We start from the raw sequence: 23782 nt of genomic DNA on the forward strand, positions 1-23782 counted from the left end.
CCGCGTCGCTTCGCTCCTTGCTCCGCCCGTGGATGACGAAGTGACCTGCGTCGCCGCCAGGCTCCCCTGCGACTACTCCCCGACCACGCCGGCGATATTCTGATCATAGTCGACCAGCGAGCCGGTCATGACGCCCGCCTGCGGGCTCAGCATGTAGGTGATCAGCCGGGCAAGCTGCGCGGGCTTGACCAGCTGGCCCATGGGCTGCGCGGCCTCGGCCTTCTCCAACCAGTCATCCGACGCTCCGTGCCATTTCTTCTGCACGATCGTCTCGCCCTCAGTGTCCATCCATCCCGGCAGCACCGCATTGCAGCGGATGCGGTTCCTGCGATAGGAGCTCGCGACATTCTTGGTCAGCGTCATCAGCGCGCCCTTGCTGGTCGAATAGGGCGTCAGGAAGGACTGGCCGGCATGCGCCGACATCGACAGCACGTTGACGATCGAGCCCGGCGCCTTGCGTTCGAGCAGATGCGCGACGAGGCCCTGCATCAGGAAGAAGGGGCCGCGCACGTTGGTGTCGAAGATCTGGTCGAAGAGTTCCTCGGTGGTCTCCACTAGCGACCCCCGCGCGGAAGTGGCGGCGGCGTTGACCAGCGCGTTCAGCGTTCCGAAATGCTTGATCGCGGTCTCGACGGCGCGCTTGCAGTCGGCGACCTTGGCGACATCGGCGCTGATGAAGATGGCGTCGACGCCGTTCTTCTTCAGCGCCGCGACCGCTCTGTCGCCCTTTTCCTGCGAGCGGCCGATCAGCGCCAGCGCGCGGCAGCCCTCATCGGCAAGCGCTTCCGCAACCGCGAAGCCGATGCCCTGCGCGCCGCCGGTGACGATGGCGCGCGTTTGTGAATTGCGACCGGCCAAACCGTTCATCGCTCTGCTCCTCAATCCGTATTCAAATTTCAATCAACGCGGACGGTCTTGCCCGTCTTGGCCGACTGCAAAGCCGCGTCGGCCAGCTTCAGCGCGATCAGCCCGTCCTTCCCGCTCGGCGCCGCCTTCTTGCCGGCGGTTGCCGCGGCGATGAAGGAGGCGATCTCGTTGGCATAGGCGTCGATGTAGCGGGTCATGAAGAAGTCGTGCAGCGGCGGACGGGTGTAGCCCTTGTCGTTGGCGAGCTCGATCGACACCGGCCGCTGGTTCTCGGCCGCGACCATGCCCTTGGAGCCGTGCACCTCGATGCGCTGGTCGTAGCCATAGGTGGCGCGGCGCGAATTGGAAATGACGGCCTGCTTGCCGGAGGCGGTCTCGAGGATGACGCTGACCGAATCGAAATCGCCGGCTTCGCCGATTTTCTTGTCGACCAGCACCGAAGCATGCGCGCTCACCGCAACCGGCTCCTCGCCGAGCAGGAAGCGCGCCATGTCGAAATCGTGGATGGTCATGTCGCGAAAAATGCCGCCCGAGCGGGCGATGTAGTCGAGCGGGGGGGCGCCCGGATCGCGCGAGGTGATGGTGACCATCTCGACGGTGCCGATGGCGCCGTCGTCGATCGCCTTGCGCACGGCGGCGAAATGCGGGTCGAAGCGGCGGTTGAAGCCGACCATCAGCGTGGCCTTGGTCTCCTCGACAACGGCCAGGCATTTTTCGACCCGCTCGACGGAGAGATCGATCGGCTTCTCGCAGAAGATCGCCTTGCCGGCCTTGGCGAAGCGCTCGATCAGATCGGCATGGGTGTCGGTCGGGGTGCAGATGATGACGGCGTCGATGTCCTTGGCCTGCTCGATGGCATCGATCGTGCGGACTTCGGCGCCGTAGGCGGAGGCGAGGTCAGTCGCCGCTTTCTCGAAGGCATCCGCCACGGCAACCAGTTTTGCCTGCGGATTCGAGCCGACCGCGCGGGCATGCACCTTGCCGATACGACCGGCGCCGAGAAGAGCGAAGCGGAGAGTCATGGAATGTCCTTTGAGATGATGTTAAAGGCTCGCCCGCGTCTGGCGGCGCGGATGATTGGTTGATCCCGTCGCGGCGTCCGTCAGGCGGCCTGCAGTTCCGCCTGTCCGGTCTTGGCGCCGGTGATGTAGGCGACGATGTCGTTGCCGTCGGTGTCCTGCTTGCGCAAATTGGCGACGATGCGGCCGCGGCGGAAGACGACGATGCGGTCGACCAGATCGAACACCTGGCGCATGTTGTGGCTGACCAGGATCAGCGGTTCGCCATTCTCCTTCAGCGTGCGGATGATGTTTTCGACCTGCGCGGTTTCCTGCACGCCGAGCGCTGCCGTCGGCTCGTCCATGATGATGAGCTTCGAGGCGAAGGTCGCGGTCCTGGCGATCGCCACGCATTGGCGCTGGCCGCCGGACATGTGGCGGATGGTGCTGGAGAGGTTCGGTATCTTCACCGCCGTGCGGACAAGCGCTGCTTCGGTCGCCTTGCGCATGGCCTTGCGGTCGAGGATCGAGAACGGCCCGAGGTTGAACAGCACCTTCTCGCGGCCGAGAAACAGGTTCGACGGCACGTCGAGATCGTCGGCCAGCGCAAGGTTCTGGAACACGGTCTCGATGCCCGCCTCGCGCGCCTCGATCGGGCCGGCGAAGTTCACTTCCTTGCCGTCGAACCAGATTTTGCCGTCGGTGCGCTGCTCGACGCCGGTGATCTGGCGCACGAAGGTCGATTTGCCGGCGCCGTTGTCGCCCATGATGGCGACATGCTCGCCCTTGCGCAGCTCGAAATTCGCCTCCTGCAGCGCGTGCACGCCGCCATAATGCTTGGTGAGGTTTTCGGTCTTCAGAACGATGTCGGACATGGTCAAGCTCCTATCGCGCGGCGGCGCTGGCGCCATTGATCGAGAACGACCGCGCCGACGATGATCACGCCCTTGACCATCTCCTGATAGTAGGCGTCGAGGCGCAGGAAGGTGAAGCCGGAAATGATGACGCCGAAGATCAGCGAGCCGATCACGGTGCCGATGATGGAGCCGCGGCCGCCCGACAACGAAACGCCGCCGATGACCGCCATGGCGATGGCGTCGAGCTCGTACATGACGCCCATGCCGGCCTGAGCGGTGAGGTTCTTGGAGCAGAGCACAACGGCGGCAAGCGAAGCGAGGATACCGGCGATGGCGTAGACCAGTACCTTGTGGTTGGCGATCTTGATGCCCGACATGCGCGCGGCATCCTCGTTGGAGCCGATGGCGTAGCAATGCTTGCCGTATTTCGTATAGCTCAGGATAAGCTGGAACAGGAGCGCCAGCGAGATGAAGATGACGACAGGCATCAGGCCCTTGCCGATGGCCGCGAAGCTGTCGGTCGGGAACGAGATCGGCTGGCCCTTCGACCACCATTTGGCGATGCCGCGGGCGGTAACCATCATGCCGAGCGTGGCGATGAACGGCGGAATGCGGGTATAGGCGATCAACAGGCCGTTGATCAGGCCGGCGATGAGGCCGCAGCCGATCGCGACCAGCACCGGCACGATGACCGGCAGGTCGGTCCAGCCATAGTCGATGAACATCGCCTTGGGATTGGGATTGCCGTTGACGGTCGCAACCTGCGCGAAGCTCATGGCGATCATGGCGGTGGCGCCGACGATCGAGCCCGAGGACAGGTCAATGCCGCCGCAGATGATGACCTGGGTGACGCCGATGGCGATGATGCCGACGATCGAGACCTGCAGGATGATGATCTGCAGGCGCTGCTCGTTGAAGAGGCCCGACACATTCTCGCGCGTGTTGAACAGGAAGCTGTCGCCGAGGAAGACGCGGCCGATCAGCTCGAAGGCGACGACGAGGATGACCAGCGCCAGGAACACGTTGAACTCGGCCGGCCATGGACGCTTTTTGGCGTCATAGCTCAACCCGCCAATGCCATGCGATGTCTGTGACACGTCTTCTTCCTCCGAATGACCGCGCCCCGTTCTCCCGCCCTGTCGGGCGGGAGAGGAACAGAGCGGCGCCGCTTCGCCAGCAGCCGATTTCAGCCAGTCCGATGCGTCGCGGCACCACCCCGCGGTTTGTCTTCACACAATTCCGTACCGAAAACCGTTCCTGGAATTGCGCCGGCGCGCCTCAGTTCTTCTTCAAGAACTTGTCGATGTTCGCCGGAGTGACGAGCTGGAACGGGATATAGACCTTGTGTTCCACCTTTTCGCCCTTGGCGAGCTTCAGCGCGGCGTCGAGCGCACCGGCGCCTTGGCCGGCAGCGTCCTGGAAGACGGTCACGTCGAGATCGCCTGCCTGCATCGCGGCCAACGCATCCTGCGTGGCGTCGACGCCGCCGACGACCACCGACTTCATGTCGATATTGGCGGCCTTCATCGCCTGGATGGCGCCGATGGCGCTTTCGTCGTTGTTGGCAATAACGCCGTCGAACGCCTTGCCCGATGACAGCCAGTTGGTCATCAGGTTCTGCGCCTGGTCACGATCCCAGTTCGAGGTCTGCTTGTCGATGATCTTGATGAAGCTGCAGTCCGGCGTGGCGATGACTTCCTCGATGTCCTTGGTGCGCTGCACCGCGGCCTGATTCGAGAGCTCGCCCATGATCACGTAGACATTGGCTTCCTTCTTGCCGGCTTCCTTGAACAGGCGGCAGGCTTCCTTGGTCTCGAGCGTGCCGGATTCCGCCTCGTTCGACGCGACGAAAGCCTGGTTGTCCGGCAGCTGGTCGACATTGACCGGCTGACGATTGACATAGACCAGCGGGACCTTGGCCGCGGCGGCCGCGTCCGACATTGCCTGGGTGGCCGAGGTGTCGACCGGATTGACGATGATCGCGTCGACGCCCGAGGCGGCGAAGTTCTTGATCTGGTCGAGCTGCTTGGCCACGTCGTTCTGCGCATCCTCGACCTGCAATTCGACACCGCTCATGCCCTTGGCCTGCGCGATCATGCCGTTGCGCAGCACGGTCAGGAAGTTGTCGTCGAACTTGGCCATCGAAACGCCGATCTTGGCGGCGAAGGCGGATGAGCACATCAGCGCCGAAAGCGCGACGCCCAAAAGCAGTTTCTTCATTTTATTCTCCTCCACTTGGTGTCCGGCTGCACCCATTTGAACCGGAATCCCCGGTTGCCCGGGGAATCTCTCCCTGCGGCCATGCGGCGTCCCAACTCGACTGGAACGCCTCTTCCTCCGTTCGCACAGGCGTTCCGGAACGAAAGAACCAAAAAGCCTAGTTAGTGAAATATTTATTCCATTTCGTTTTGGAAACGTCAAGGGCGATTCCGACGAGATTGGCCGGTTTTTCGGTCCCGATCGTCGAAACCCGAGCCCGAATCGAAGCAAATCGCCATGAAAGAATCCATCAGCCTGATGGATTCTTTCACATCGACGCCATTGCAAACGCCGGGAATTGTCTGAAGCCGCCCCAACCTCGTCATTCTAGGGCGAACTATGGCGAAGCAAGGAGCGAATCGACGCGATGGGCGCTTCGGCCAATCTCCAACGCGTGCCGCCTGCCAACGCAAACGGGCGACCGATCAAAATTCCTGCGGCGGAGCTGCTAGATGTTTTCCGGCAGATAGATATCGAAGGGCAGGAAGGTCTGCCCCGGCGCATTGGCGGCGCCGCTTTCGATGGCATGGGCCATCAGCCCCAGGAGTTCCCGGCAGAGCGCGGCGAGCGGCGTCGAGATCACCATGGTGAGGATGTTGTCGGCAAGTGCTGCGCGCGAGACGGCGTTGATCTCGTTGCAGATGACGACCGGCATATCGGCCGGGTTTGCCGTTCTCAGCGCCGAGACGGCGCCTTCCATGCCGCCGCCGGCGACATAGCAACCGGCAAGATCGGGATGGCGCGCCAGAAGATCGAGCATGGCGTCATGCGTCACGTCATTCGCCTCGAGGTTGACCAGCGTCTCCATCACGGTGAAATCCGGCGCGTGCTCGCGGAAATAGGAGCGAAAGCCGATCTCGCGCAGCTCGTGGCCATGGAAGCGGTGGCTGCCGACGAAGAGAGCCACCTTGCCCGGCTTCCTGGCGGCCTTGGCGATCATCCATGCGGCGCTGCGTCCGACCTTGCGGTTGTCGAGACCGACATAGCCCTCGCGGATGCCGGCGGCAAAATCGGACAGCAGCGAGAACACCGGCTGCCCCCTCGCCTTCAGCGCCTCCACCACCGCCGTCAGCGTCGGGTGATCCGGGCCGACAACGGCGATGGCTCTCGACTTGGCCGCCAGCCTGCGCATCTGGCCCGCAATCTCATCGGGTGCCAGCGACGTGGCGAAGTCGATCGCGGCAGTGCCGCGGAAACGTTGCGACTGCGAAACCGCCAGCTCGAGCTCCCTGGCAAAATCGCCATAGAAGACGTCATTGCCCCTCAGCAGCAGGAAGCCGAGCCGGTATTCCGGCAATTCCTGGCGCATCCGCTGCTTGATCAGCCCCGCCGCGTGGTAGCCGATTTCGGTGGCGGCCTCATACACCCGGCGCGCCGTCTCCTCGCGCACCGGCAGGCGGCTGTTCAGCACCCTGTCAACGGTGGCGACGCTGACGCCCGAGACGCGCGCGAGATCGCTAATGGTCGGCCGCTTTGCCATGAATGCTCCATTCCTGTCCGACTCAGCATATCTCACTCTGATAGGAAATGATAGAAACTATCTTCCTGATGTTGAGACTATCATGGGCCGGCGGTATGGTGAGGTGGAAGCCGGCCATGAACGAGCCCAGACCTGCCAAACCGTTCGCCAGGCGCTGTTGGAGGAAGCTCAATGACTGCCATGACGTCTTCGTCGGCGTCGCCACGCGACTACAGCCTGACCGGCCGCGACGCCAAGCTCGCGGTCGAGAACGGGCTGGCGGCGGCCGAGTGGTACCATACCGAGATCCCGCGCAAGCAGATGAAGGAGCTGATGCAGCGCTCCGACCAGCCGGCGATCCGCGACACCATCATCTGGCTCGGCGCGCTGATCCTCAGCGGCGCGGGCGGCGCCTGGTTCTGGGGCAGCTGGTGGTGCGTGCCATTCTTCTTCGTCTATGGCACGCTCTATGGCTCCTCGACCGATTCCCGCTGGCACGAATGTGGCCATGGCACGGCCTTCCGCACCCAGTGGATGAACGACGCCGTCTACCAGCTCGCCTGCTTCATGATCATGCGCAATCCGGTGACGTGGCGCTGGAGCCATACACGCCACCATACCGACACCATCATCGTCGGCCGCGACCCGGAGATCGCCGTCATGCGGCCGCCGGATCTGCTGCGCGTCGTCTTGAACTTCTTCGGCATTCTCGACGCATGGCATGCCATGACCGACATGCTGCGCAACGCCGCCGGCGTCATCAGCGCGGCGGAAAAGACCTTCATCCCCGAACAGGAACAACCGAAGGCCATCCGCGTCGCCCGCATATGGCTCGCCATCTATATCGCGACCATCGCCCTAGCCCTCTACCTGCATTCCTGGCTGCCGCTGCTGCTGGTCGGCCTGCCCCGCCTCTACGGCGCCTGGCATCACGTCATGACCGGACTGCTGCAGCATGGCGGGCTCGCCGACAATGTCATCGACCATCGGCTCAACAGCCGGACCGTCTACATGAACCCGGTCAGCCGCTTCATCTATTGGAACATGAATTACCATGTGGAGCACCACATGTTCCCGATGGTGCCCTATCACGCGCTGCCGAAGCTGCACGAGATGATCAAGCACGATCTGCCGGCGCCGACGCCGTCGATCCTGGCCGGCTATCGCGAGATGATCCCGGCCTTCCTGCGGCAGCTGCGTAACGAGGATTATTTCCTCAAGCGCGCGCTGCCGCCGACGGCGAAGCCCTACCGGGAAGAGCTGCACAACGACAATCCGGTGGCGGCCGGGGCCGAGTAGCGTAACCAACCGATTTTCGCGGAGGACGAGATGAGCGACTGGGTCGAGGCCTGCGCGGCCGGGGACATCGATGAGGAGGACGTGATGCGGTTCGACCATGCCGGCCGCACCTTCGCCATCTACCGCAGCCCGGACGACGAATATTTCGCGACCGACGGGCTGTGCACGCATGAAAAGGTGCATCTGGCCGACGGGCTGGTGATGGACGACATCATCGAATGCCCGAAGCACAACGGCCGCTTCAATTACAAGACCGGTGACGCGCGCGGCGCGCCGGTCTGCGTCAACCTCAAGACCTATCCGGTCAAGGTCGACGCCGGCAAAGTTCTTGTTCAGGTCGGGTGACGCTGATGACGGGAGGAATGGTGGTCATCGGAGCCGGCGAATGCGGCGGGCGCGCCGCGCTCGCCCTGCGCGATCTCGGCTTCGAAGGGCCGGTCACGCTGGTCGGCGACGAGCCGCATCTGCCCTATGAGCGGCCGCCGCTGTCGAAGGAAGCGATGACTGGCGAGGCGCTTTCGATCAAGGCGATCGCCACCGACGCGCTGTTCGCCGAGCGCGCGATCCGCCACATCCATTCCGTCCGGGCCGTCGCGATCGATCGTGCCGTGCATGTCGTGCAACTGTCGGACGGATCCTCCCTTTCCTATCAAAAGCTTTTGCTGGCGACCGGATCCGTGCCGCGCACGCTGCCGATGCCGGGTCTCGGGGGGCGTTGCGTCTATCTCAGGACGTTCAACGACGCTTTGGCCATTCGCGCTCATCTCAGCGCCGGCAACCGCGTCGCCATCATCGGCGGCGGCTTCATCGGCCTCGAGCTTGCCGCCGCGGCGCGCAAGCTCGGCGCCGCCGTCACTGTCCTCGAGGCGCAGCCGCGCATCCTGATGCGCGGCGTGCCGGCCGAAATCGCCGAGATCATCCACAAGGCGCATCAGGCTGAGGGCGTTGCGATCCGCACCGGCCAGGGGATAGCGGCGATTGCCGATGACGGCGCGGAGGTCAGCATCACGCTGGCCGACGGGCAGGCCATCGTCGCCGATCTCGCGGTGATCGGCATCGGCGCCGTGCCGGTGACGGCGCTTGCCGCCGAGGCAGGGCTTGCGATCGACAACGGCATCGCCGTCGACGAGCATTTGCGCACCGCCGACCCGGACATCTTCGCCGCCGGCGATTGCTGCTCGTTCCCGCTCGCCGTCTATGGCGGCCGGCGCGTGCGTCTCGAAGCCTGGCGCAACGCCCAGGAACAGGGCGCCTTGGCCGCGAAGAACATGCTGGGCGCCGGGGAGGCGCATGCCGCCGTGCCGTGGTTCTGGTCGGATCAGTATGGGCTGACCCTGCAGATCGCCGGGCTGTCGGACGAAGGCAAGAGTATCGTGCGGCGCGACCTCGACGACGGCGCCTTCATCCTATTCCATCTGGCCGAGGATGGCAGGCTGGTGGCCGCCAGCGGCGTCGGCCCCGGCAATGCGGTGGCGCGCGACATCCGGCTGGCGGAAATGCTGATCGCCAAGCGGGCGACGCCAGCCCCGGAAGCGCTCGGCTCGCAAGCGGTCAAGCTGAAGTCGCTGCTGGCGGCGTGAACTGGCGCGCCAATTGTTGATCGCGGCGCCGCCCCTCATCTGCCTGCCGGCATATCCTTCGTCATTCTAGGGCGGAGCAAGGAGCGAAGCGACGCGCGCAGACCCTAGAATGACGAAAGGATGGGGTCGCGGGCCTTGAGGGGCAGCGCGAATGTGACGCACCTAAAACAGCGCCTTCAGCTCATCCAGCTTGTCGTTGACCAACCAGCCGTAATAGTTTTCCTCGGGCAGCTTTTCCGGCTCGCCGGCGGCGCGGCGCTTGTCGTTCTCGGCCTTCAGAGCATAAGCGCGCTCTTCGGGGTTGCCGACATTGTAGAGCGTGGCGGTCAGGCCCGGATTTTTCGAGATGTCGAAGCCGGCGATGCCGCGGTAGGCGTCGATGGACTTCTTGATGGTCGCGGCGACGTAAGGCAGCGTCAGGTCGGGATCCATGATGGTCTTGTAGACCGTGTTGGGGTCATTGACATCAAGTCTCGGCAAGCCCGAGACCTTGTGCACGAGGTCGCTCATCTGCAACGCAGTCAGCGGGTTCAACTGGCCGAGGCCAAAGGTCTGGCCGGCATAATAAGGCTGGAAGAAGGTGGCGCCGAAGCGATCGTTGGGGAAATCCTCGCCGCCGATGCTCTTGCCGCGGAAGGCGCGGTTCCACACCTGCTCGCGGCATTCCCAAAGGTCGTAGCTGTCGTCCATGCCGGCGCATTTCTCGAATTCCGGCCGCTGGATGAAATCCGAGACGTCCTCGCCGCGATAGGCGAAAGAAAGCTTGCTCGACAAATAGGAGATCGCCTTGACGTAATAGGTCTGCAGACGGTCGTAAGCGTCGACATTGTAGGTATGCTCGCCGACGATGGCGCCGACGATATGCATGGGGTCGATGCCGTAGGCTGCCGCCACCTTCCTGATCTTGCCGCGCAGCTCGGCATCGTTCTGCAACAGCGCGTAGACCTTGCGGTACTTGGCCTGGAAGGTGGTGTTGGTGGCCTGAGTGCGCCGGCTGGAGGCGCCTGGAATATCCGGCTGCACGCTGTTGCGGTTGCCCGGGGGCACGATGGTCGCGGCATCGGCGGTCGCCACCGCCGCCGCCAGGGCCATGCCGAGAAAAAGCAGGATAAGTTTCTTCATACGCCGCCGCCTTCGAATGCGCGGCAAACTAGGTAAAGCGCATGGCAGAGTCGAGAGAAGGCTTCGAGCTGCCAGCGAAAATGGTGGCCAGATGCTTCCATTTGGCCACACTTTGGATTGGAAGGGCGCTTCAGGCCGGCTTGAGCCGGCTCGAAATCGGGGCATTGGGCGGGCGTTTCAGGCCGGCTCGAAGGCCAGCCCGAAACCCAGATAGAGCTTAAAGAATAAACCGCGACAGGTCGGTGTTTCTGGACAGGTCGCCGACATGCTTCTCGACATAGGCGGCGTCGATGGTGACCGCCGTGCCGTGGCGGTCCGGCGCGTCGTAGGAAATCTCGTCCAGCACACGCTCCATCACCGTCTGCAGGCGCCGGGCGCCGATATTCTCGACGCTGGCGTTGAGGTCGACGGCGATGCCGGCGAGCGAATCGATGGCGTCGTCGGTGAAGGTCAGCTCGACGCCTTCGGTCTTCATCAGCGCGATATACTGCTTGATGAGGCTAGCCTCGGTCTCGGTGAGGATGCGGATGAAATCCGCCTTCTCCAGCGCGCGCAGCTCGACACGGATGGGCAGGCGGCCCTGCAGCTCGGGCAGCAGGTCGGACGGTTTGGAGACATGGAAGGCGCCCGAAGCGATGAACAATATATGGTCGGTCTTGATCGGCCCATATTTGGTCGCGACGGTGGTGCCTTCGACCAGCGGCAGCAGGTCGCGCTGCACGCCTTCGCGCGACGGGCCGCCCGAAATGTCGCTCCTGGCGGCGATCTTGTCGATCTCGTCGAGGAAGACGATGCCGTCATTCTCGGCCGATTCCAGCGCCCTGCGCACCACCTCGTCCTGGTCGAGCAGCTTGTCGGACTCGTCGTTGACCAGCACCGCGTAGGAATCGCGCACCGTGGTCTTGCGGGTCTTGGTCCTGCGGCCGCCCATCGCCTTCGACAGCATGTCGTTGATGTTGAGCACGCCGACATTGGCGCCCGGCATGCCGGGGATCTCGAAACCGGGCATGCCGCCGGTGCCGGTGTCGGCCACCTCGATCTCGATCTCCTTGTCGTCGAGCTCGCCGTCGCGCAGCTTCTTGCGGAAGGAGTCGCGGGTCGCCGGGCTCGCCGTCTTGCCGACCAGCGCTTCCAGCACGCGTTCCTCGGCGTTGATCTGGGCGCGCGCGGCGACGTCCTCGCGCATCTTTTCGCGCGTCAGGCCGATGGCGACCTCGACGAGATCGCGCACGATCTGCTCGACATCGCGGCCGACATAACCGACCTCGGTGAATTTCGTGGCCTCGACCTTGACGAAGGGCGCGCCGGCGAGCCGCGCCAGGCGCCGCGAGATCTCGGTCTTGCCGACCCCGGTCGGGCCGATCATCAGGATGTTCTTCGGCATCACCTCTTCGCGCATCTGGCCTTCCAGCTGCTGGCGGCGCCAGCGGTTGCGCAAGGCAATGGCCACGGCGCGCTTGGCGTCCTTCTGGCCGATGATGAAGCGATCGAGTTCCGAAACGATTTCGCGGGGAGAAAATGTGCTCATATTACTCAAATTCCACTTTGCCACTGCCTGATAAACTCGAACGGATGCAGCAGCATGATCACGTTGAGCGTCAGATTGTCCCGGATGATGTAACCCGTGCCGAACTCGAAGATGAGCGCCAGGGCCACGACCACCCATATAGGTAGCTTTCGCGCCATCACAAATCCCAGCGCCATGAACAGCGTGTCGGACACCGAGTTGATGATCGAGTCGCCGTAATAGTTGAGCGAGATGGTGCCGGCGCGGTAGCGGTCAATGATGAAGGGGCTGTTTTCCAGGATCTCCCAGCCGCCTTCGATGAGGACGGCGAAGGCGAGCCTTAAGCCCACCGGCGAGCGCGGGAACAGCGCCCAGGCCAGCGCATAGAACAGGAAGCCGTGGATGATGTGCGAGAAGGTGTACCAGTCGGCGATGTGCTGGGAGTTCTCCGAACTGTTGACCACGCCATGCCAAAGCTTGACGTAGCCGCAGGTGCAGATCGGCGGATGGCCCATGCCGTACAAGGCGCCTGCCTGGAATATGATAAAGGCGAGCACGAGCAGCAGGCCCATGCGCCAGCTGTCTTCATAGGCCGAAAGCGTCTTGTCCCCTCCGGATGCAGTCATTGCCTCAGTCCCCCAGATGTTCATCGTCGTTGGCCGAATCGACGGCCATCAGCACGACGTCCCCATATTGCGAATGCCTGCGGCCGATCGGCCTGAAGCCGGCCTTCTCATAGGCGCGGATGGCGCGGCCATTGTCGGGATGCGGATCGATGATGACGCGCGGCGCGCCTTCCTCCAAAAGCTCCTCGACGAACTGGCGCAGGATGGCCGAGCCATGGCCGATGCCGACCAGTTCCGGCGGGCCGATCGTGAGGTCGATGCCCAGCGTGCCGAAGGGCTGGTCGGCATAGGGATGGTCGTCCTCCATATGCGGATCATAGCTCTGCAGATAGGCGATTGGCCTGCCGTCGAGCTCGACGATCAGCGGTTCCACCGAAACCGAATCGATATGCTCACGGATCTCGGCGATTTCCTTTTCCGGATCGTCCCACCATGCGGCGACATGCGGCTCGCGCAGCCAGCCGGCGATCATCGGCAGGTCTTTTTCCGTGACCGGCCGAAAATCATAGCTATCTTCCTGTTCGACCATGATCTTGTCCGAAAACCGGCGGCCACCCTTCGGGATCATGGTCGTTCAAGCGGCATCGAGCGTTTCGACGACAAAATTGTTGTTGGTGTAGACGCAGATGTCGGACGCGATCTGCATGGCCTTGCGGGCGATCTCCTCGGCATCCTTGTCGGTGTCGATCAGCGCGCGTGCCGCGGCCAGCGCGTAATTGCCGCCGGAGCCGATGGCCATGACGCCATGCTCGGGCTCCAGCACGTCGCCATTGCCGGTCAGCGCCAGCGAGACCGACTTGTCGGCGACCAGCATCATGGCTTCCAGCCGGCGCAGATAGCGATCGGTGCGCCAGTCCTTGGCGAGCTCGACGCAGGCGCGCGTCAGCTGGTCCGGATATTGCTCGAGCTTGGCTTCGAGCCGCTCGAGCAGGGTGAAGGCGTCGGCGGTAGCGCCGGCGAAGCCGGCAATGACGCTGCCGTCCTTGCCGATGCGGCGGACCTTGCGGGCGTTGCCCTTCATGATGGTCTGGCCAAGGCTGACCTGGCCGTCGCCGGCGATCACGACCTTGTTGCCCTTGCGCACGCTGATGATGGTCGTGGCGTGCATGGTGAGTTCATTCGACATTTGGGCTCCGATGCGCGCTATCCCCCGAGAAGGCGATTGGCGCGGTACGAGTTAGTTTGATCGGCCATATGTATGCATAGGGCCAACGATTGCAAACCGCCTCAGGCCGAGCCGATAGCGGCCGGAATGGCAACTGGCAATCGCCGGATCATGCTGATAGAAGGCTCTCGTTTTCAAGCCCTGGCGCCTCCAAGCAGGGCAACAAGGACAAAGCGATGACGCGTTCGGCCGAAGTCAGCCGCAAGACCAAGGAAACCGAGATTTCGGTCTCCGTCGATGTCGACGGCAAGGGAAAATCCGACATTTCGACCGGCGTCGGCTTCTTCGACCATATGCTTGACCAGCTGTCGCGGCATTCGCTGATCGACATGACGGTCAAGGCCAAGGGCGACCTGCATATCGACGACCACCACACGGTCGAGGACACCGGCATCGCGATCGGCCAGGCGCTGAGCAAGGCGCTGGGCGAGCGGCGCGGCATCATGCGCTATGCCTCGATCGACCTTGCCATGGACGAGACGCTGACCAGGGCGGCGATCGACGTCTCGGGCCGGCCGTTCCTGGTCTGGAATGTGGGCTTTTCGTCGCCGAAGATCGGCACGTTCGACACCGAGCTGGTGCGGGAATTCTTTCAGGCGCTGACGCAGAATGCCGGCGTCACGCTGCATGTGACCAACCATTACGGCGCCAACAACCATCATATCGCCGAAACCTGCTTCAAGGCGGTGGCGCGGGCGTTGCGCGCAGCGCTGGAGCCCGATCCGCGCCAGCCCGACGCGGTTCCCTCCACCAAGGGATCCCTGAAAGGATAGCCCTATGGCGATCTATGTCGTGATGGCGCCGCCGGCCGGCAACAAAGCCGAGGACGCAATTTTCGTGCGCGACAGCTTCACCTGGCTGGGTTTCCTCGTCGCGCCGCTCTGGCTCGCCTGGCACCGGATGTGGATCGAGGCGGCTCTGACCTTCATAGTCATGGCGATCCTGTCGGTGGCCGGCGAGAGGCTCGGGCTCGAAGGGGCCGGATCGCTGCTGTCGCTGCTGGTCTCGCTCTATGTCGGCTTCGAAGGCCAGGGCCTGCGGATCGCCTCGCTGCGGCGGCGCGGCTGGCGCGAATGGGGCGTGATCGAGGCCGGCACTCTCGGCGATGCCGAGACGCGCCATGCGCTGGAAACCGACGTGGAGAGCGAGGAGCAGCCTCTGCCGCGCATCGTGCCGGATGCATCGCAGGCACGTCCGCCGCAGACAGGCATGGCGCTCGGCCTGACCCATACGCCTGGAAGGCCCTGACATGCGGGTGGCAATCATCGACTACGGCTCGGGCAATCTGCGCTCGGCCACCAAGGCCTTCGAGCGCGCCGCGCATGAAGCGGGCCTTGCCGCGACGATCGAGCTGACGGCCGACGCCGAGCGCGTGCGTTCCGCCGACCGCATCGTGCTGCCGGGCGTCGGCGCCTATGCCGACTGCGCCGCCGGCCTGCATGCGCTGTCGGGGATGTGGGAGGCGGTGGAAGAGGCCGCGCTTCGTAAGGGGCGGCCTTTCCTCGGTATCTGCGTCGGCATGCAGCTGATGTCGCGACGCGGCCTCGAAAAGACCATCACCCAAGGTCTTGGCTGGATCGCCGGCGACGTCAAGGAGATCCAACCCTCCGATCCGGCGCTGAAAATCCCGCAGATCGGCTGGAACACGATCGAACTCCAACGCAAGCACCCACTGTTTTCCGGAATCGAGACCGGCCCGAAGGGGCTGCACGCCTATTTCGTCCATTCCTATCATCTGGACGCGAAGAATTCCGGCGAGGTGCTGGCGACGACCGACTATGGCGGCGCGGTGACGGCAGCGGTTGCGCGCGACAACCTTGCCGGCACGCAGTTCCACCCCGAGAAGAGCCAAGCGCTCGGCCTGGCCTTGATCACCAATTTCCTGAAGTGGAGGCCCTGACAATGAGCAAGAAGGGCTATTGGATGGCGATGATCGATGTCCGCGATCCGGACGTCTACAAGCAGTATATCGACGCGAATGCCGTCGCCTTCGCGAAATACGGCGCAAAGTTCCCGGTCCGCGCAGGACGCTACGAGAGTCCGGAAGGGCCGACCGGCAACCGTCACGTGCTGGTGGAGTTCGAGTCCTACGACAAGGCGATCGAATGCTATCATTCGCCTGAATATCAGCATGCCTCGAAGTTCCGGCTCGCCGCTTCGACCGGCCATTTCGTCATTGTCGAGGGCGCCTGACCGATGATCCTGTTTCCCGCCATCGACCTCAAGGACGGAAAGTGCGTGCGCCTGAGGCACGGCGACATGGCCACCGCCACCATCTACAACGACGATCCCGCCGCGCAGGCCAGGGCCTTCGAGGAGCAGGGCTTCGAGTGGCTGCATGTCGTCGACCTCAACGGCGCCTTCAAGGGCCAAAGCGTCAATTCGGCGGCGGTCGGCGCCATCCTGAAGGCGACGAAGAATCCCGTGCAGCTCGGCGGCGGCATCCGCACCTTGCCGCAGATCGAGGATTGGCTGGATCGCGGCCTGACGCGCGTTATCCTCGGCACCGTGGCGGTGCGCGAACCCAACCTGGTCAAGGAGGCCTGCAAGGCCTTTCCCGGGAAAATAGCGGTCGGCATCGACGCCAAGGGCGGCAAGGTCGCGGTCGAGGGCTGGGCCGAGGCCTCCGAACTCGGCGTCATCGAGCTGGCCAAGAAATTTGAGGGCGCCGGCGTTGCCGCCATCATCTACACCGACATCGACCGCGACGGCGTGCTGACCGGCATCAACTGGGATTCGACCATCGACCTCGCCGAGGCCGTGTCGATTCCGGTGATCGCCTCCGGCGGCCTCGCCTCGATCGCCGACATCGTGCGCATGACCATGCCCGACGCGCAAAAACTCGAAGGCGCGATCTCCGGCCGCGCTCTGTATGACGGACGTATCGACCCAGCCCAGGCGCTGGCGATCCTGCGCGGCGAGCGGACGGGGGAAAGAGCGTGAACATTTCGATCATCCTGGCCTCCTATGACAGCGGCCATTTCCACGGCGGCTGCGGCCAGGGCCCGGACGCGCTGATTTCGGGCGGGCTGGCCGACGCGCTGAAGCTCGCCGGCCACGATGTCGAGGTGAGCGACATCGGCAAAGTGGTCGAGGACGAAGCCGAGCGCGAGATCGGTACCGGATTTGCCGTCTGCAACGCCGTTTCAGGCGAAGTCCGCATGGCGCTGGACAGGAAGCGGTTTCCGATCGTGCTGGCCGGCAACTGCCTGACCGCCGCCGGCGCCGTGGCCGGTGCCGGTGCCGACGCCATCATCTGGGCCGACCAGCACGGCGACCTCAACACGCCGGAAACCACCACAACGGGCTTTCTCGACGGCATGGCGCTGGCCACCGTGCTGGGTCTGTGCTGGCGATCGATAGCGGCGCAGATCCCCGGCTTCAAGCCCCTCGATCCGTCGCGCTGCGTTCTGGTCAACGCGCGCGACCTCGACAGCGCGGAAAAGGAACTGCTGGAAAAGCTGCCGATCATCCGGACCGAATGCCCGGACTGGAAGAGCGCGGTGCAAAGGCTGAAGGCCGACGGCGCGCGCCAGGTTCACATGCATGTCGACCTTGACGTGCATGACCCCGAGAAGCTGCAGGCCAATCGCTACACCACGCCCAGCGGTCCGGCTCCCGAGCAGCTGCGCACCGCCATGTGCGGCCTCGCCGGGCCGCTCGCCATCGCCGGGCTCACCATCTCCGCCTACGATCCGGCCTTCGACCCCAAGGGCGACGTGCCGCCGCTGGTCGGCGCGCTGGTGGTCGATCTGCTCTCGACGCTGGAGCGCAAGTGATGCTCAAGGCCCGCCTCATCCCCTGCCTCGACGTCAAGAACGGCCGCGTGGTCAAGGGCGTGAACTTCGTCGACCTCGTCGATGCCGGCGACCCGGTCGAGGCCGCCAAGGCTTATGATGCCGCAGGCGCCGACGAGCTCTGCTTCCTCGACATCACCGCCTCGTCCGACAATCGCGAGACGATCTTCGACGTGGTTGCCCGAACTGCCGAGCAGTGCTTCATGCCGCTCACCGTCGGCGGCGGCGTGCGCCAGGTGGCCGACATCCGCAAGCTGCTCCTGGCCGGCGCCGACAAGGTGTCGATCAACACGGCGGCGGTGAAGAACCCGGATTTCGTCGCGGAAGCCGCCGACAAATTCGGCAACCAGTGCATCGTCGTGGCGATCGACGCCAAGAAGGTATCGGCGCAAGGCGAGACCGACCGCTGGGAGATCTTTACCCATGGCGGACGCGAGAAGACCGGCATCGACGCGGTCGAATTCGCGCAGCGCATGGTCGAACGCGGCGCCGGCGAGATCCTTTTGACTTCGATGGACCGCGACGGCACCAAGGCCGGTTACGACATCGCGCTCACCCGGGCGATTGCCGACGCCGTGCGCGTGCCGGTGATCGCTTCCGGCGGCGTCGGAACGCTCGATCATCTGGTCGAAGGTATCCGCGACGGCCATGCGGGCGCAGTGCTTGCCGCCTCGATCTTCCATTTCGGCACCTACACCATCGCCGAAGCCAAGACGCATATGGCCAGGGCTGGCCTGCCGATGCGGCTGGACTCGGCCGCCCATCGGACTTAAACCGCTGCTATGGCTCAATTTTCGCTCGCCGAGCTAGAAACGATCATCCATCAGCGCGCCCATTCCGGCGACGCCGACTCGTGGACGGCGAAACTGTTCGCCAAAGGCATCGACAAGGCGGCGCAGAAGCTCGGCGAGGAAGCCGTCGAGACGGTGATTGCCGCCGTCAAGGGGGACAAGAAAGCCGTCGTTTCGGAAAGCGCCGATCTTATATATCATTGGCTGGTCGTCCTTGGCATCGCGGGCATTCCGCTTGACGAGGTGCTGAAGGAGCTTGAGGGCCGAACCAGCCGCTCGGGTACCGCCGAAAAGGCGTCCCGGCCCCAGGGCTGATCGAAAGAGAGAGCATGATGTCGCCCGGCTTCGCACTTTTCGGCGGCACGCTCTAGGAGGGCAGGAAACCCGATGGACCAGCTGGCTCCGACCGAGAAGTATTCCCCCTATCGATTCTTCTCCGCCGAGCAATGGTCGCAGTTTCGGGCCGACACGCCGCTGACGCTGACCGGGGACGAGATCGACCGGCTGCGCTCGCTCAACGACCCGGTCGACCTCGAAGAGGTCAAGCGCATCTACCTCTCGCTGTCCCGGCTGCTTTCGGCCCATGTCGAGGCGAGCCAACTGCTGTTCCGGCAGCGCCAGGCCTTTTTCAACGCGCAGGACGTCGTCAAGACACCCTTCATCATCGGCATTGCCGGCTCGGTCGCGGTCGGCAAGTCGACCACGGCGCGCGTGCTGAAGGAACTTCTGGCGCGCTGGCCGTCGAGCCCGAAAGTCGACCTCATCACCACCGACGGCTTCCTCTTGCCCAACGAGATTCTGCGCCGCGAGAACCTGATGGAGCGCAAGGGGTTTCCCGAGAGCTACGACGTCGGCGCGCTGCTCAGGTTCCTGTCCGGCATCAAGTCGGCGCAAAGCAGCGTCCGGGCGCCGGTCTATTCGCACCTGACCTACGACGTGATTCCCGGCGAGTTTGTCACCATCGACCGGCCGGACATACTGATCTTCGAAGGCATCAACGTGCTGCAGCCGGGCAAGCTGCCGAAGGATGGCAAGATCGTGCCGTTCCTGTCCGACTTCTTCGATTTCGCCATCTATATCGATGCCGACGAGAAGCTGATCCATCAATGGTACATCCAGCGTTTCATGCGGCTGCGCGAAACCGCCTTCCGCAATCCGGATTCCTTCTTCCACCGCTATTCGCAGCTCTCCGAGGATGCCGCGCGGGCCATCGCCGAGGGGCTGTGGGCCAACATCAACCTGAAGAACCTGCGCGAGAACATCCTGCCGACCAGGGCGCGGGCCGACCTCATCCTGCGCAAGGGCACCAACCACCTCATCGAGGAAGTGGCGTTAAGGAAATTGTGACCTCTTAACGACGCCTTAGGCAATCCCGACTAGCGTTGCCAGCCAAACTCCAGCGGGTGTCGGGAGGCAACCGGTGATCAATGCGGGCAATGCCGCGGGACGCGAGCCCCGGTCTATTCACTGGTCATTTCGGGCTTCAATGCAGAGGCGGCGCTGCCGCTATTTGTCCGGCGGGATGAGCCTAACTCGACAAGCTCGACGCCAGCGCCGGAGCAGCGTTTTCCTATTGCGGGCATCGCTGCGTGACGTTCATGCCTGACGGTGCGCTTGGCGTCGAAATCTTCCGCTTCGCCTGTGCAACCGGGGCCGGATTCCTCCTCTCCGTTGGGCTGGCCGCAATTCTCACCGATCTCGCCGGATACCTGTCGTCGGCGCCGGTGGCGCTGGCTTCCATTCTAGTGCCGGTTCTGAACTTCGCAGTCTTACGCAAGTTTGTCTTCGGCGCTCCCATGGGCGCCAACGGCCCCCTCTGCCCCGAAGGAGAGAGCCGATGACCGCCGTGCTCGACAGACCGACAGCAGACGCGCCTATCGGCGAAGCGCGCAGCATGTGGGCATGGACCGTGATACTTTGCCTGCTGGTCCTGGCGGCCGCCATTCCCTGGCAGATGCGATGGGGCGTCATACCAGACACAAGTTGGGTGATCACGCTGTGCGAGAAGATGCTTGCCGGATCACGGCTCTATGTCGACGTGTTCGAAGTCAATCCGCCTTTCACGCCTTGGATGTTCATGCCGGTCGTGGCACTGGCGCACAAGGTCGGCATGTCGCCGGAGGTGGCGGTTCATGCCTACAGCTATGCGATTTGCCTGGCAGGATTGGGGTTTGCCGGGCTGATCGCCAAGCAGGCCGGTCTTGCCGAGAACCGCGCGCTGTTTCAAATGTTGCCGCTGTTCCTGGCCCTGCTTGTCATCTTCCCGGGCAATGCTTTCACCGAACGGGAGCAACTGGGGATCGCGTTGTTTTTGCCGATGCTGGTGCTGACGGCGTGGCGCGCGGCGCCTATCGAAGGACGCGTGCCGAGTATCCTGATGGCGGTTCTTGCCGGGCTTAGCGGCAGCGTGCTGGTTCTGGTGAAGCCCTACTATGCACTGGTCGTGCTCGTTCCGGCGTTATACGCGGCCTGGAGCCGCCGGTCGATCCGGATGCTTTTCGCCGTCGAGAACTGGGCGATCGGGCTGGTCTGCGTCGCCTATGTCGTTGCCGTCCAGTATTTCTATCCGGAATTCCTGAGCGTCGTCTATCCGATGCTGGCCGACACCTATATGCGGATGCAGAAGATGCAGGCGCTGCTGGAGATCTATGTGCCGATCTATGTGGTCGCTCTTGCCGCGCTATATCTTCTTAGACCGGGATTGCCTTTGTCGCCACTGGTCACCGTGTTCACGCTTGCTTCGCTGGCTGCGACCGTGCCGCTGATCTACCAGGCAAAAGGCTGGCCCTATCACGCGTTTCCGGCCTTCAGTCTGATTCTGGCGGCCCTCCTGCTGAGGATGGCGCAAGCTGCCCCGGCGACATACAAGTCGCCGGGCACGGCAATGGAACTGGTGCGCAAGGTGCTGCTGGCTGTCATCATTGCGGCCGCCGCCATCCCGTTCATGCAGACACAGAAGCTCAGTGCAGAGTTTGTCGCCAAGCTTAAGGCCGCAGCTCCTCAGCCGACCGTCGCGCTAGTCGGCGCCGACATCTCGGGGGGCCATCCACTTACCCGCATGCTCGGCGGGACATGGATTTCACGCCATTGCAACGACTGGCTGGGTGAATCGGCGCGTTATCTTTCAGGCATCGCAAGCCGGAACGGCGACCAGGAGGCGGCGTCCCACTACCGGCAGATCGCCGATCGCTACATCGAGAGCAAGATCGCCGAACTCGAGACCCAGAAGCCTGCCATGATAATCGTCGAGAAAAAGGACAGGGACTGGAATGCGGAGCTTGCCCAGTGGCAAGACTACACCAACTTCCTGCGACGCTATCAGCAAATTGCCGAGGATGACGAAGTGCAGGTGTTGCTGCGCAATACAGGAACTGCCCAGGCAGAGTGATCCGCAGCCGTCCTTTCGGGAGAGGTCGCGAGGAAATTTTGAACGGTGGCTGCCGGTTAAAGCGCGCTTAACTGCCGGTCCGTTAGAAACTAAGCCACAAACGCTGTACTGCTATTGAGGCTCCCGGCATGGATGCGCCATTGGTTGCTTCAGGCGAGCAGGCCGATCTGCGGCCCCGTCAGGCCGGAACTGCATTTCGCCTTGGCCTGCCGGCTGCCGCAACATTGTTGATCGCCCTCTATGCGATCGTCGTCTCGCGCCTCTTGCCGGGCAATGTCGACGTATCGTGGCTGCTGACCGTCGGCGACCGCGTGCTGAGCGGCGAACGCCTTTATGTCGACGTCGCCGAGGCCAATCCGCCCTTTTCGACCTGGCTCTATCTGCCATTCCTAATTCTTGAGCGGTTGACCGGGTTTTCGGCGGAGCTCTGGGTGGGGCTCGGCATGGTAGTGCTGGCAATCGGTTCGGTCTGGCTTTCAGCTCGAATCCTCGTACGTGCCGACCAAACGCTGACGCGATTCGTCTGGGCAGTTCCGGTCCTGGTGTTTCTTCTGCTTGCGCTGTCGCCGGCGGATTTCGGTCAGCGCGAACAAATCGCAGTCATCTGCCTTTTGCCTTGGCTGGCGCTGCTTGCGGCACGCGACCGGACAGCGGATTTCCGCGCCGGCAGCACGGCCGAGCGGCTTGCCGCCGGGATTGGCGCCGCGATTTTCGTCATGATCAAACCGCCCTTCAGCGTGCTGGCGCTGGCTGCGCCGGTGCTGGTCCTTGCCGCGCAGCGACGCTCGGCGCGGCCTCTGCTGACGACCGAGAATGTCTTCGGCGCTGTTTTGACCGTCGCCTATCTGGTCGTGCTTGTAGTCTTTATGCAGCCCTTCTTCACCGGTGTCCTGCCTTTGCTGCGCGAGGTCTATTTGCCGATGCGCTTGCCGGTCGTCGACATGTTGATGCTCTTGCCGGTGAAGATTTTCGTGGCCATGGCCGCGGCAACGTTGGCCATGGCCTACCCTGACCGGCCCGATCGCGATGCGAAGGTTCTGCTGCTGGCAGGTGTTGGCTATGTCCCTGGGTTTGTCGTCTTGGGCAAAGGCTGGACCTATCAGGCGATGCCGTTCCTGACGCTCGGCATGTTGGCCTTTGTGCTCCAGTTTATCCGGTTGCGGCCACAGCGCGACCTGCCTGTGCTGGCAAGGGCGGGTGTCGGGTTCGGTCTGCTTTTGCTCGTAACGACCGTCGCGCCACGGCAAGGCCTGGCATTCGTCGAACCGCGTGGCGATCTCGACGCGGCGACGGCCGCCATCAACCGGATCGCCGATCACCCGACCTTTATATCGATCGGCTCGGCGCTGCAGATCGGCAATCCGCTCGTCCGGATGACCGGCGCTCGCATGGTTGGGCGCCACCCGTCCGGCTGGATGGTCAATGATGCCCAGGTCCTGATCGAGTCTGGGCCGGATATCGCGACCCGCCTCAGGCTCGAAGCCTTGCGCGCGGATTACACGCAGGCGATCGCCAGTGAGTTGGCCACGAAACGGCCCGATATCGTTGCCGATGACGGAACCGCAGGACCGGACGTACCGATAAAGCTCCATCTGACGCAGCCGCACGCAACGGCGCCGTTGCGTGACAGCCCTTTGATCGCAAAGGCTTTGCAGGACTATCGTCTGCTCTATCAGAACGCCTCCGTAACCCTGTTCATCCGCAGCGATATCGCCGAACGCAATTAGGACGGCACTGGCTGATCGAGATCAATTGGCGCTTAAAGGATATCTCCTTTCTGGCTGCCCTGGCGGGACTGATGCTGGCCGCGCGGCGGTGCGCCGCCCGTTTCAGGGAAGGACCGGCGCTTCTCGCGCTTGCCCCTGCCGCCTATGCGATGCCGGTGCTGTTTCCCGGCAATGTTTCAGCGAGCGTGAGCATATCGGCGTCGCGCTTTTCCTGCCGCTGATGTCATTGATGGCGTGGTGCGCGCGGGGCGAGGTACGGGTGCTACAGCGCAACGCAGGAATTAGCCAGGCACGAGGACCCGCGACCGCCTCAAATTGACATGGCCGTCATTCTTCATAC

Annotated in this window: 25 protein-coding genes and 1 pseudogene; 15 read left to right on the plus strand and 11 right to left on the minus strand. The window is 63.5% G+C overall.

The window, feature by feature from the left end:
• Window positions 1-72 precede the first annotated feature (72 nt).
• The 6 genes from LB515_RS19370 to LB515_RS19395 form a co-directional block, all read right to left on the minus strand.
• The gene (locus tag LB515_RS19370) at window positions 73-867 is read right to left on the minus strand and encodes an SDR family oxidoreductase (RefSeq protein WP_224708663.1); all 795 of its coding nucleotides are present in this window, start codon (window positions 865-867) and stop codon (window positions 73-75) included.
• Between the two features lie 29 nt (window positions 868-896).
• Window positions 897-1889 carry an inositol 2-dehydrogenase gene (iolG, locus tag LB515_RS19375; protein WP_224639537.1) on the minus strand — a complete coding sequence of 331 codons (993 nt, stop codon included), beginning with the start codon at window positions 1887-1889 and terminating at the stop codon, window positions 897-899.
• 80 nt (window positions 1890-1969) lie between these two features.
• The gene (locus tag LB515_RS19380) at window positions 1970-2740 is read right to left on the minus strand and encodes an ATP-binding cassette domain-containing protein (protein ID WP_095768022.1); all 771 of its coding nucleotides are present in this window, start codon (window positions 2738-2740) and stop codon (window positions 1970-1972) included.
• Between the two features lie 2 nt (window positions 2741-2742).
• On the minus strand, window positions 2743-3819 hold the full coding sequence (locus LB515_RS19385; RefSeq protein ID WP_095768206.1) for an ABC transporter permease: 1077 nt from the start codon (window positions 3817-3819) through the stop codon (window positions 2743-2745).
• 181 nt (window positions 3820-4000) lie between these two features.
• On the minus strand, window positions 4001-4942 hold the full coding sequence (locus LB515_RS19390) for a sugar ABC transporter substrate-binding protein (protein WP_095768205.1): 942 nt from the start codon (window positions 4940-4942) through the stop codon (window positions 4001-4003).
• 487 nt (window positions 4943-5429) lie between these two features.
• On the minus strand, window positions 5430-6461 hold the full coding sequence (locus LB515_RS19395) for a LacI family DNA-binding transcriptional regulator (RefSeq protein WP_095768204.1): 1032 nt from the start codon (window positions 6459-6461) through the stop codon (window positions 5430-5432).
• Window positions 6462-6632: 171 nt separating this feature from the next.
• On the opposite strand from LB515_RS19395, the gene LB515_RS19400 reads away from it, so the two are divergent.
• From LB515_RS19400 to LB515_RS19410, 3 genes are read left to right on the plus strand one after another with little or no spacing between them, the layout of a single operon-like run.
• Window positions 6633-7739 (plus strand): fatty acid desaturase family protein, encoded by a 1107-nt coding sequence (locus tag LB515_RS19400; RefSeq protein ID WP_224708664.1) that lies wholly within the window; start codon window positions 6633-6635, stop codon window positions 7737-7739.
• 30 nt (window positions 7740-7769) lie between these two features.
• The gene (locus tag LB515_RS19405) at window positions 7770-8084 is read left to right on the plus strand and encodes a MocE family 2Fe-2S type ferredoxin (RefSeq protein ID WP_140674315.1); all 315 of its coding nucleotides are present in this window, start codon (window positions 7770-7772) and stop codon (window positions 8082-8084) included.
• A gap of 5 nt (window positions 8085-8089) precedes the next feature.
• Window positions 8090-9319, plus strand: a complete 1230-nt coding sequence (locus LB515_RS19410; RefSeq protein ID WP_224708665.1) for an NAD(P)/FAD-dependent oxidoreductase — start codon at window positions 8090-8092, stop codon at window positions 9317-9319.
• A gap of 162 nt (window positions 9320-9481) precedes the next feature.
• Here LB515_RS19410 and LB515_RS19415 read toward each other — a convergent pair whose 3' ends face one another.
• The 5 genes from LB515_RS19415 to hslV all read right to left on the minus strand — a co-directional run bounded on the left by LB515_RS19415 (window position 9482) and on the right by hslV (window position 13700).
• A complete protein-coding gene (locus LB515_RS19415; protein WP_411969157.1) occupies window positions 9482-10516 on the minus strand; it encodes a DUF1402 family protein in 1035 nt (344 codons plus the stop codon).
• A 142-nt stretch (window positions 10517-10658) separates the two neighbouring features.
• Window positions 10659-11969: an ATP-dependent protease ATPase subunit HslU gene (gene hslU / locus LB515_RS19420; RefSeq protein WP_224525955.1), complete on the minus strand. Its 1311-nt coding sequence runs from the start codon at window positions 11967-11969 to the stop codon at window positions 10659-10661.
• Window positions 11970-11974: 5 nt separating this feature from the next.
• Window positions 11975-12574 carry a DUF2585 domain-containing protein gene (locus LB515_RS19425; protein ID WP_224546351.1) on the minus strand — a complete coding sequence of 200 codons (600 nt, stop codon included), beginning with the start codon at window positions 12572-12574 and terminating at the stop codon, window positions 11975-11977.
• 4 nt (window positions 12575-12578) lie between these two features.
• Window positions 12579-13103, minus strand: coding sequence for a GNAT family N-acetyltransferase (locus tag LB515_RS19430; RefSeq protein WP_224708667.1), 525 nt, complete (start codon window positions 13101-13103; stop codon window positions 12579-12581).
• 45 nt (window positions 13104-13148) lie between these two features.
• A complete protein-coding gene (hslV, locus tag LB515_RS19435) occupies window positions 13149-13700 on the minus strand; it encodes an ATP-dependent protease subunit HslV (RefSeq protein WP_095768016.1) in 552 nt (183 codons plus the stop codon).
• Window positions 13701-13915: 215 nt separating this feature from the next.
• On the opposite strand from hslV, the gene hisB reads away from it, so the two are divergent.
• From hisB to LB515_RS19495, 12 genes and pseudogenes are all read left to right on the plus strand, one after another.
• The gene (hisB, locus tag LB515_RS19440; protein ID WP_224708668.1) at window positions 13916-14512 is read left to right on the plus strand and encodes an imidazoleglycerol-phosphate dehydratase HisB; all 597 of its coding nucleotides are present in this window, start codon (window positions 13916-13918) and stop codon (window positions 14510-14512) included.
• Between the two features lie 4 nt (window positions 14513-14516).
• Window positions 14517-14987: a DUF2628 domain-containing protein gene (locus LB515_RS19445; protein WP_224609751.1), complete on the plus strand. Its 471-nt coding sequence runs from the start codon at window positions 14517-14519 to the stop codon at window positions 14985-14987.
• Window position 14988: 1 nt separating this feature from the next.
• The gene (gene hisH / locus LB515_RS19450; RefSeq protein WP_224708669.1) at window positions 14989-15639 is read left to right on the plus strand and encodes an imidazole glycerol phosphate synthase subunit HisH; all 651 of its coding nucleotides are present in this window, start codon (window positions 14989-14991) and stop codon (window positions 15637-15639) included.
• Between the two features lie 2 nt (window positions 15640-15641).
• Window positions 15642-15932, plus strand: a complete 291-nt coding sequence (locus LB515_RS19455) for a DUF1330 domain-containing protein (RefSeq protein WP_095768012.1) — start codon at window positions 15642-15644, stop codon at window positions 15930-15932.
• A gap of 3 nt (window positions 15933-15935) precedes the next feature.
• Window positions 15936-16682 carry a 1-(5-phosphoribosyl)-5-[(5-phosphoribosylamino)methylideneamino]imidazole-4-carboxamide isomerase gene (hisA, locus tag LB515_RS19460; RefSeq protein WP_224708670.1) on the plus strand — a complete coding sequence of 249 codons (747 nt, stop codon included), beginning with the start codon at window positions 15936-15938 and terminating at the stop codon, window positions 16680-16682.
• Window positions 16679-17518 (plus strand): arginase family protein, encoded by an 840-nt coding sequence (locus tag LB515_RS19465; protein WP_224708671.1) that lies wholly within the window; start codon window positions 16679-16681, stop codon window positions 17516-17518. Before hisA ends, LB515_RS19465 begins: the two co-directional genes overlap by 4 nt.
• On the plus strand, window positions 17518-18309 hold the full coding sequence (gene hisF / locus LB515_RS19470) for an imidazole glycerol phosphate synthase subunit HisF (protein WP_224708672.1): 792 nt from the start codon (window positions 17518-17520) through the stop codon (window positions 18307-18309). The genes LB515_RS19465 and hisF overlap by 1 nt, the downstream gene beginning before the upstream one ends.
• Window positions 18310-18318: 9 nt before the next feature.
• Window positions 18319-18642 carry a phosphoribosyl-ATP diphosphatase gene (locus LB515_RS19475; RefSeq protein WP_095768008.1) on the plus strand — a complete coding sequence of 108 codons (324 nt, stop codon included), beginning with the start codon at window positions 18319-18321 and terminating at the stop codon, window positions 18640-18642.
• A gap of 72 nt (window positions 18643-18714) precedes the next feature.
• Entirely contained in the window at window positions 18715-19674 is a 960-nt protein-coding gene (coaA, locus tag LB515_RS19480) for a type I pantothenate kinase (RefSeq protein ID WP_140843531.1), read from the plus strand.
• Window positions 19675-19892: 218 nt separating this feature from the next.
• Window positions 19893-20168 (plus strand): annotated as a pseudogene (locus LB515_RS19485) (GtrA family protein); the annotation flags it as partial.
• A complete protein-coding gene (locus tag LB515_RS19490) occupies window positions 20165-21715 on the plus strand; it encodes a hypothetical protein (protein WP_224708673.1) in 1551 nt (516 codons plus the stop codon). The pseudogene LB515_RS19485 and the gene LB515_RS19490, both read left to right, overlap by 4 nt.
• A 431-nt stretch (window positions 21716-22146) precedes the next feature.
• Window positions 22147-23442, plus strand: coding sequence for a hypothetical protein (locus LB515_RS19495; protein ID WP_224708674.1), 1296 nt, complete (start codon window positions 22147-22149; stop codon window positions 23440-23442).
• Window positions 23443-23782 lie beyond the last annotated feature (340 nt).

Source organism: Mesorhizobium sp. CA15, from assembly GCF_020165215.1.
Taxonomy (GTDB): domain Bacteria; phylum Pseudomonadota; class Alphaproteobacteria; order Rhizobiales; family Rhizobiaceae; genus Mesorhizobium.

What these genes read in the sequence shown, in the direction of transcription:
- hisB (WP_224708668.1), top strand. Translation starts at nt 13,916, where the DNA reads ATGACGCGTTCGGCCGAAGTCAGCCGCAAGACCAAGGAAACCGAGATT.
- LB515_RS19380 (WP_095768022.1), bottom strand. Translation starts at nt 2,740, where the DNA reads ATGTCCGACATCGTTCTGAAGACCGAAAACCTCACCAAGCATTATGGC.
- LB515_RS19405 (WP_140674315.1), top strand. Translation starts at nt 7,770, where the DNA reads ATGAGCGACTGGGTCGAGGCCTGCGCGGCCGGGGACATCGATGAGGAG.
- LB515_RS19475 (WP_095768008.1), top strand. Translation starts at nt 18,319, where the DNA reads ATGGCTCAATTTTCGCTCGCCGAGCTAGAAACGATCATCCATCAGCGC.
- LB515_RS19430 (WP_224708667.1), bottom strand. Translation starts at nt 13,103, where the DNA reads ATGGTCGAACAGGAAGATAGCTATGATTTTCGGCCGGTCACGGAAAAA.
- LB515_RS19425 (WP_224546351.1), bottom strand. Translation starts at nt 12,574, where the DNA reads ATGACTGCATCCGGAGGGGACAAGACGCTTTCGGCCTATGAAGACAGC.
- LB515_RS19400 (WP_224708664.1), top strand. Translation starts at nt 6,633, where the DNA reads ATGACTGCCATGACGTCTTCGTCGGCGTCGCCACGCGACTACAGCCTG.
- LB515_RS19490 (WP_224708673.1), top strand. Translation starts at nt 20,165, where the DNA reads ATGACCGCCGTGCTCGACAGACCGACAGCAGACGCGCCTATCGGCGAA.
- LB515_RS19390 (WP_095768205.1), bottom strand. Translation starts at nt 4,942, where the DNA reads ATGAAGAAACTGCTTTTGGGCGTCGCGCTTTCGGCGCTGATGTGCTCA.
- LB515_RS19410 (WP_224708665.1), top strand. Translation starts at nt 8,090, where the DNA reads ATGACGGGAGGAATGGTGGTCATCGGAGCCGGCGAATGCGGCGGGCGC.
- LB515_RS19455 (WP_095768012.1), top strand. Translation starts at nt 15,642, where the DNA reads ATGAGCAAGAAGGGCTATTGGATGGCGATGATCGATGTCCGCGATCCG.
- LB515_RS19445 (WP_224609751.1), top strand. Translation starts at nt 14,517, where the DNA reads ATGGCGATCTATGTCGTGATGGCGCCGCCGGCCGGCAACAAAGCCGAG.
- LB515_RS19370 (WP_224708663.1), bottom strand. Translation starts at nt 867, where the DNA reads ATGAACGGTTTGGCCGGTCGCAATTCACAAACGCGCGCCATCGTCACC.
- coaA (WP_140843531.1), top strand. Translation starts at nt 18,715, where the DNA reads ATGGACCAGCTGGCTCCGACCGAGAAGTATTCCCCCTATCGATTCTTC.
- LB515_RS19395 (WP_095768204.1), bottom strand. Translation starts at nt 6,461, where the DNA reads ATGGCAAAGCGGCCGACCATTAGCGATCTCGCGCGCGTCTCGGGCGTC.
- iolG (WP_224639537.1), bottom strand. Translation starts at nt 1,889, where the DNA reads ATGACTCTCCGCTTCGCTCTTCTCGGCGCCGGTCGTATCGGCAAGGTG.
- hisH (WP_224708669.1), top strand. Translation starts at nt 14,989, where the DNA reads ATGCGGGTGGCAATCATCGACTACGGCTCGGGCAATCTGCGCTCGGCC.
- hisF (WP_224708672.1), top strand. Translation starts at nt 17,518, where the DNA reads ATGCTCAAGGCCCGCCTCATCCCCTGCCTCGACGTCAAGAACGGCCGC.
- hisA (WP_224708670.1), top strand. Translation starts at nt 15,936, where the DNA reads ATGATCCTGTTTCCCGCCATCGACCTCAAGGACGGAAAGTGCGTGCGC.
- hslU (WP_224525955.1), bottom strand. Translation starts at nt 11,969, where the DNA reads ATGAGCACATTTTCTCCCCGCGAAATCGTTTCGGAACTCGATCGCTTC.
- hslV (WP_095768016.1), bottom strand. Translation starts at nt 13,700, where the DNA reads ATGTCGAATGAACTCACCATGCACGCCACGACCATCATCAGCGTGCGC.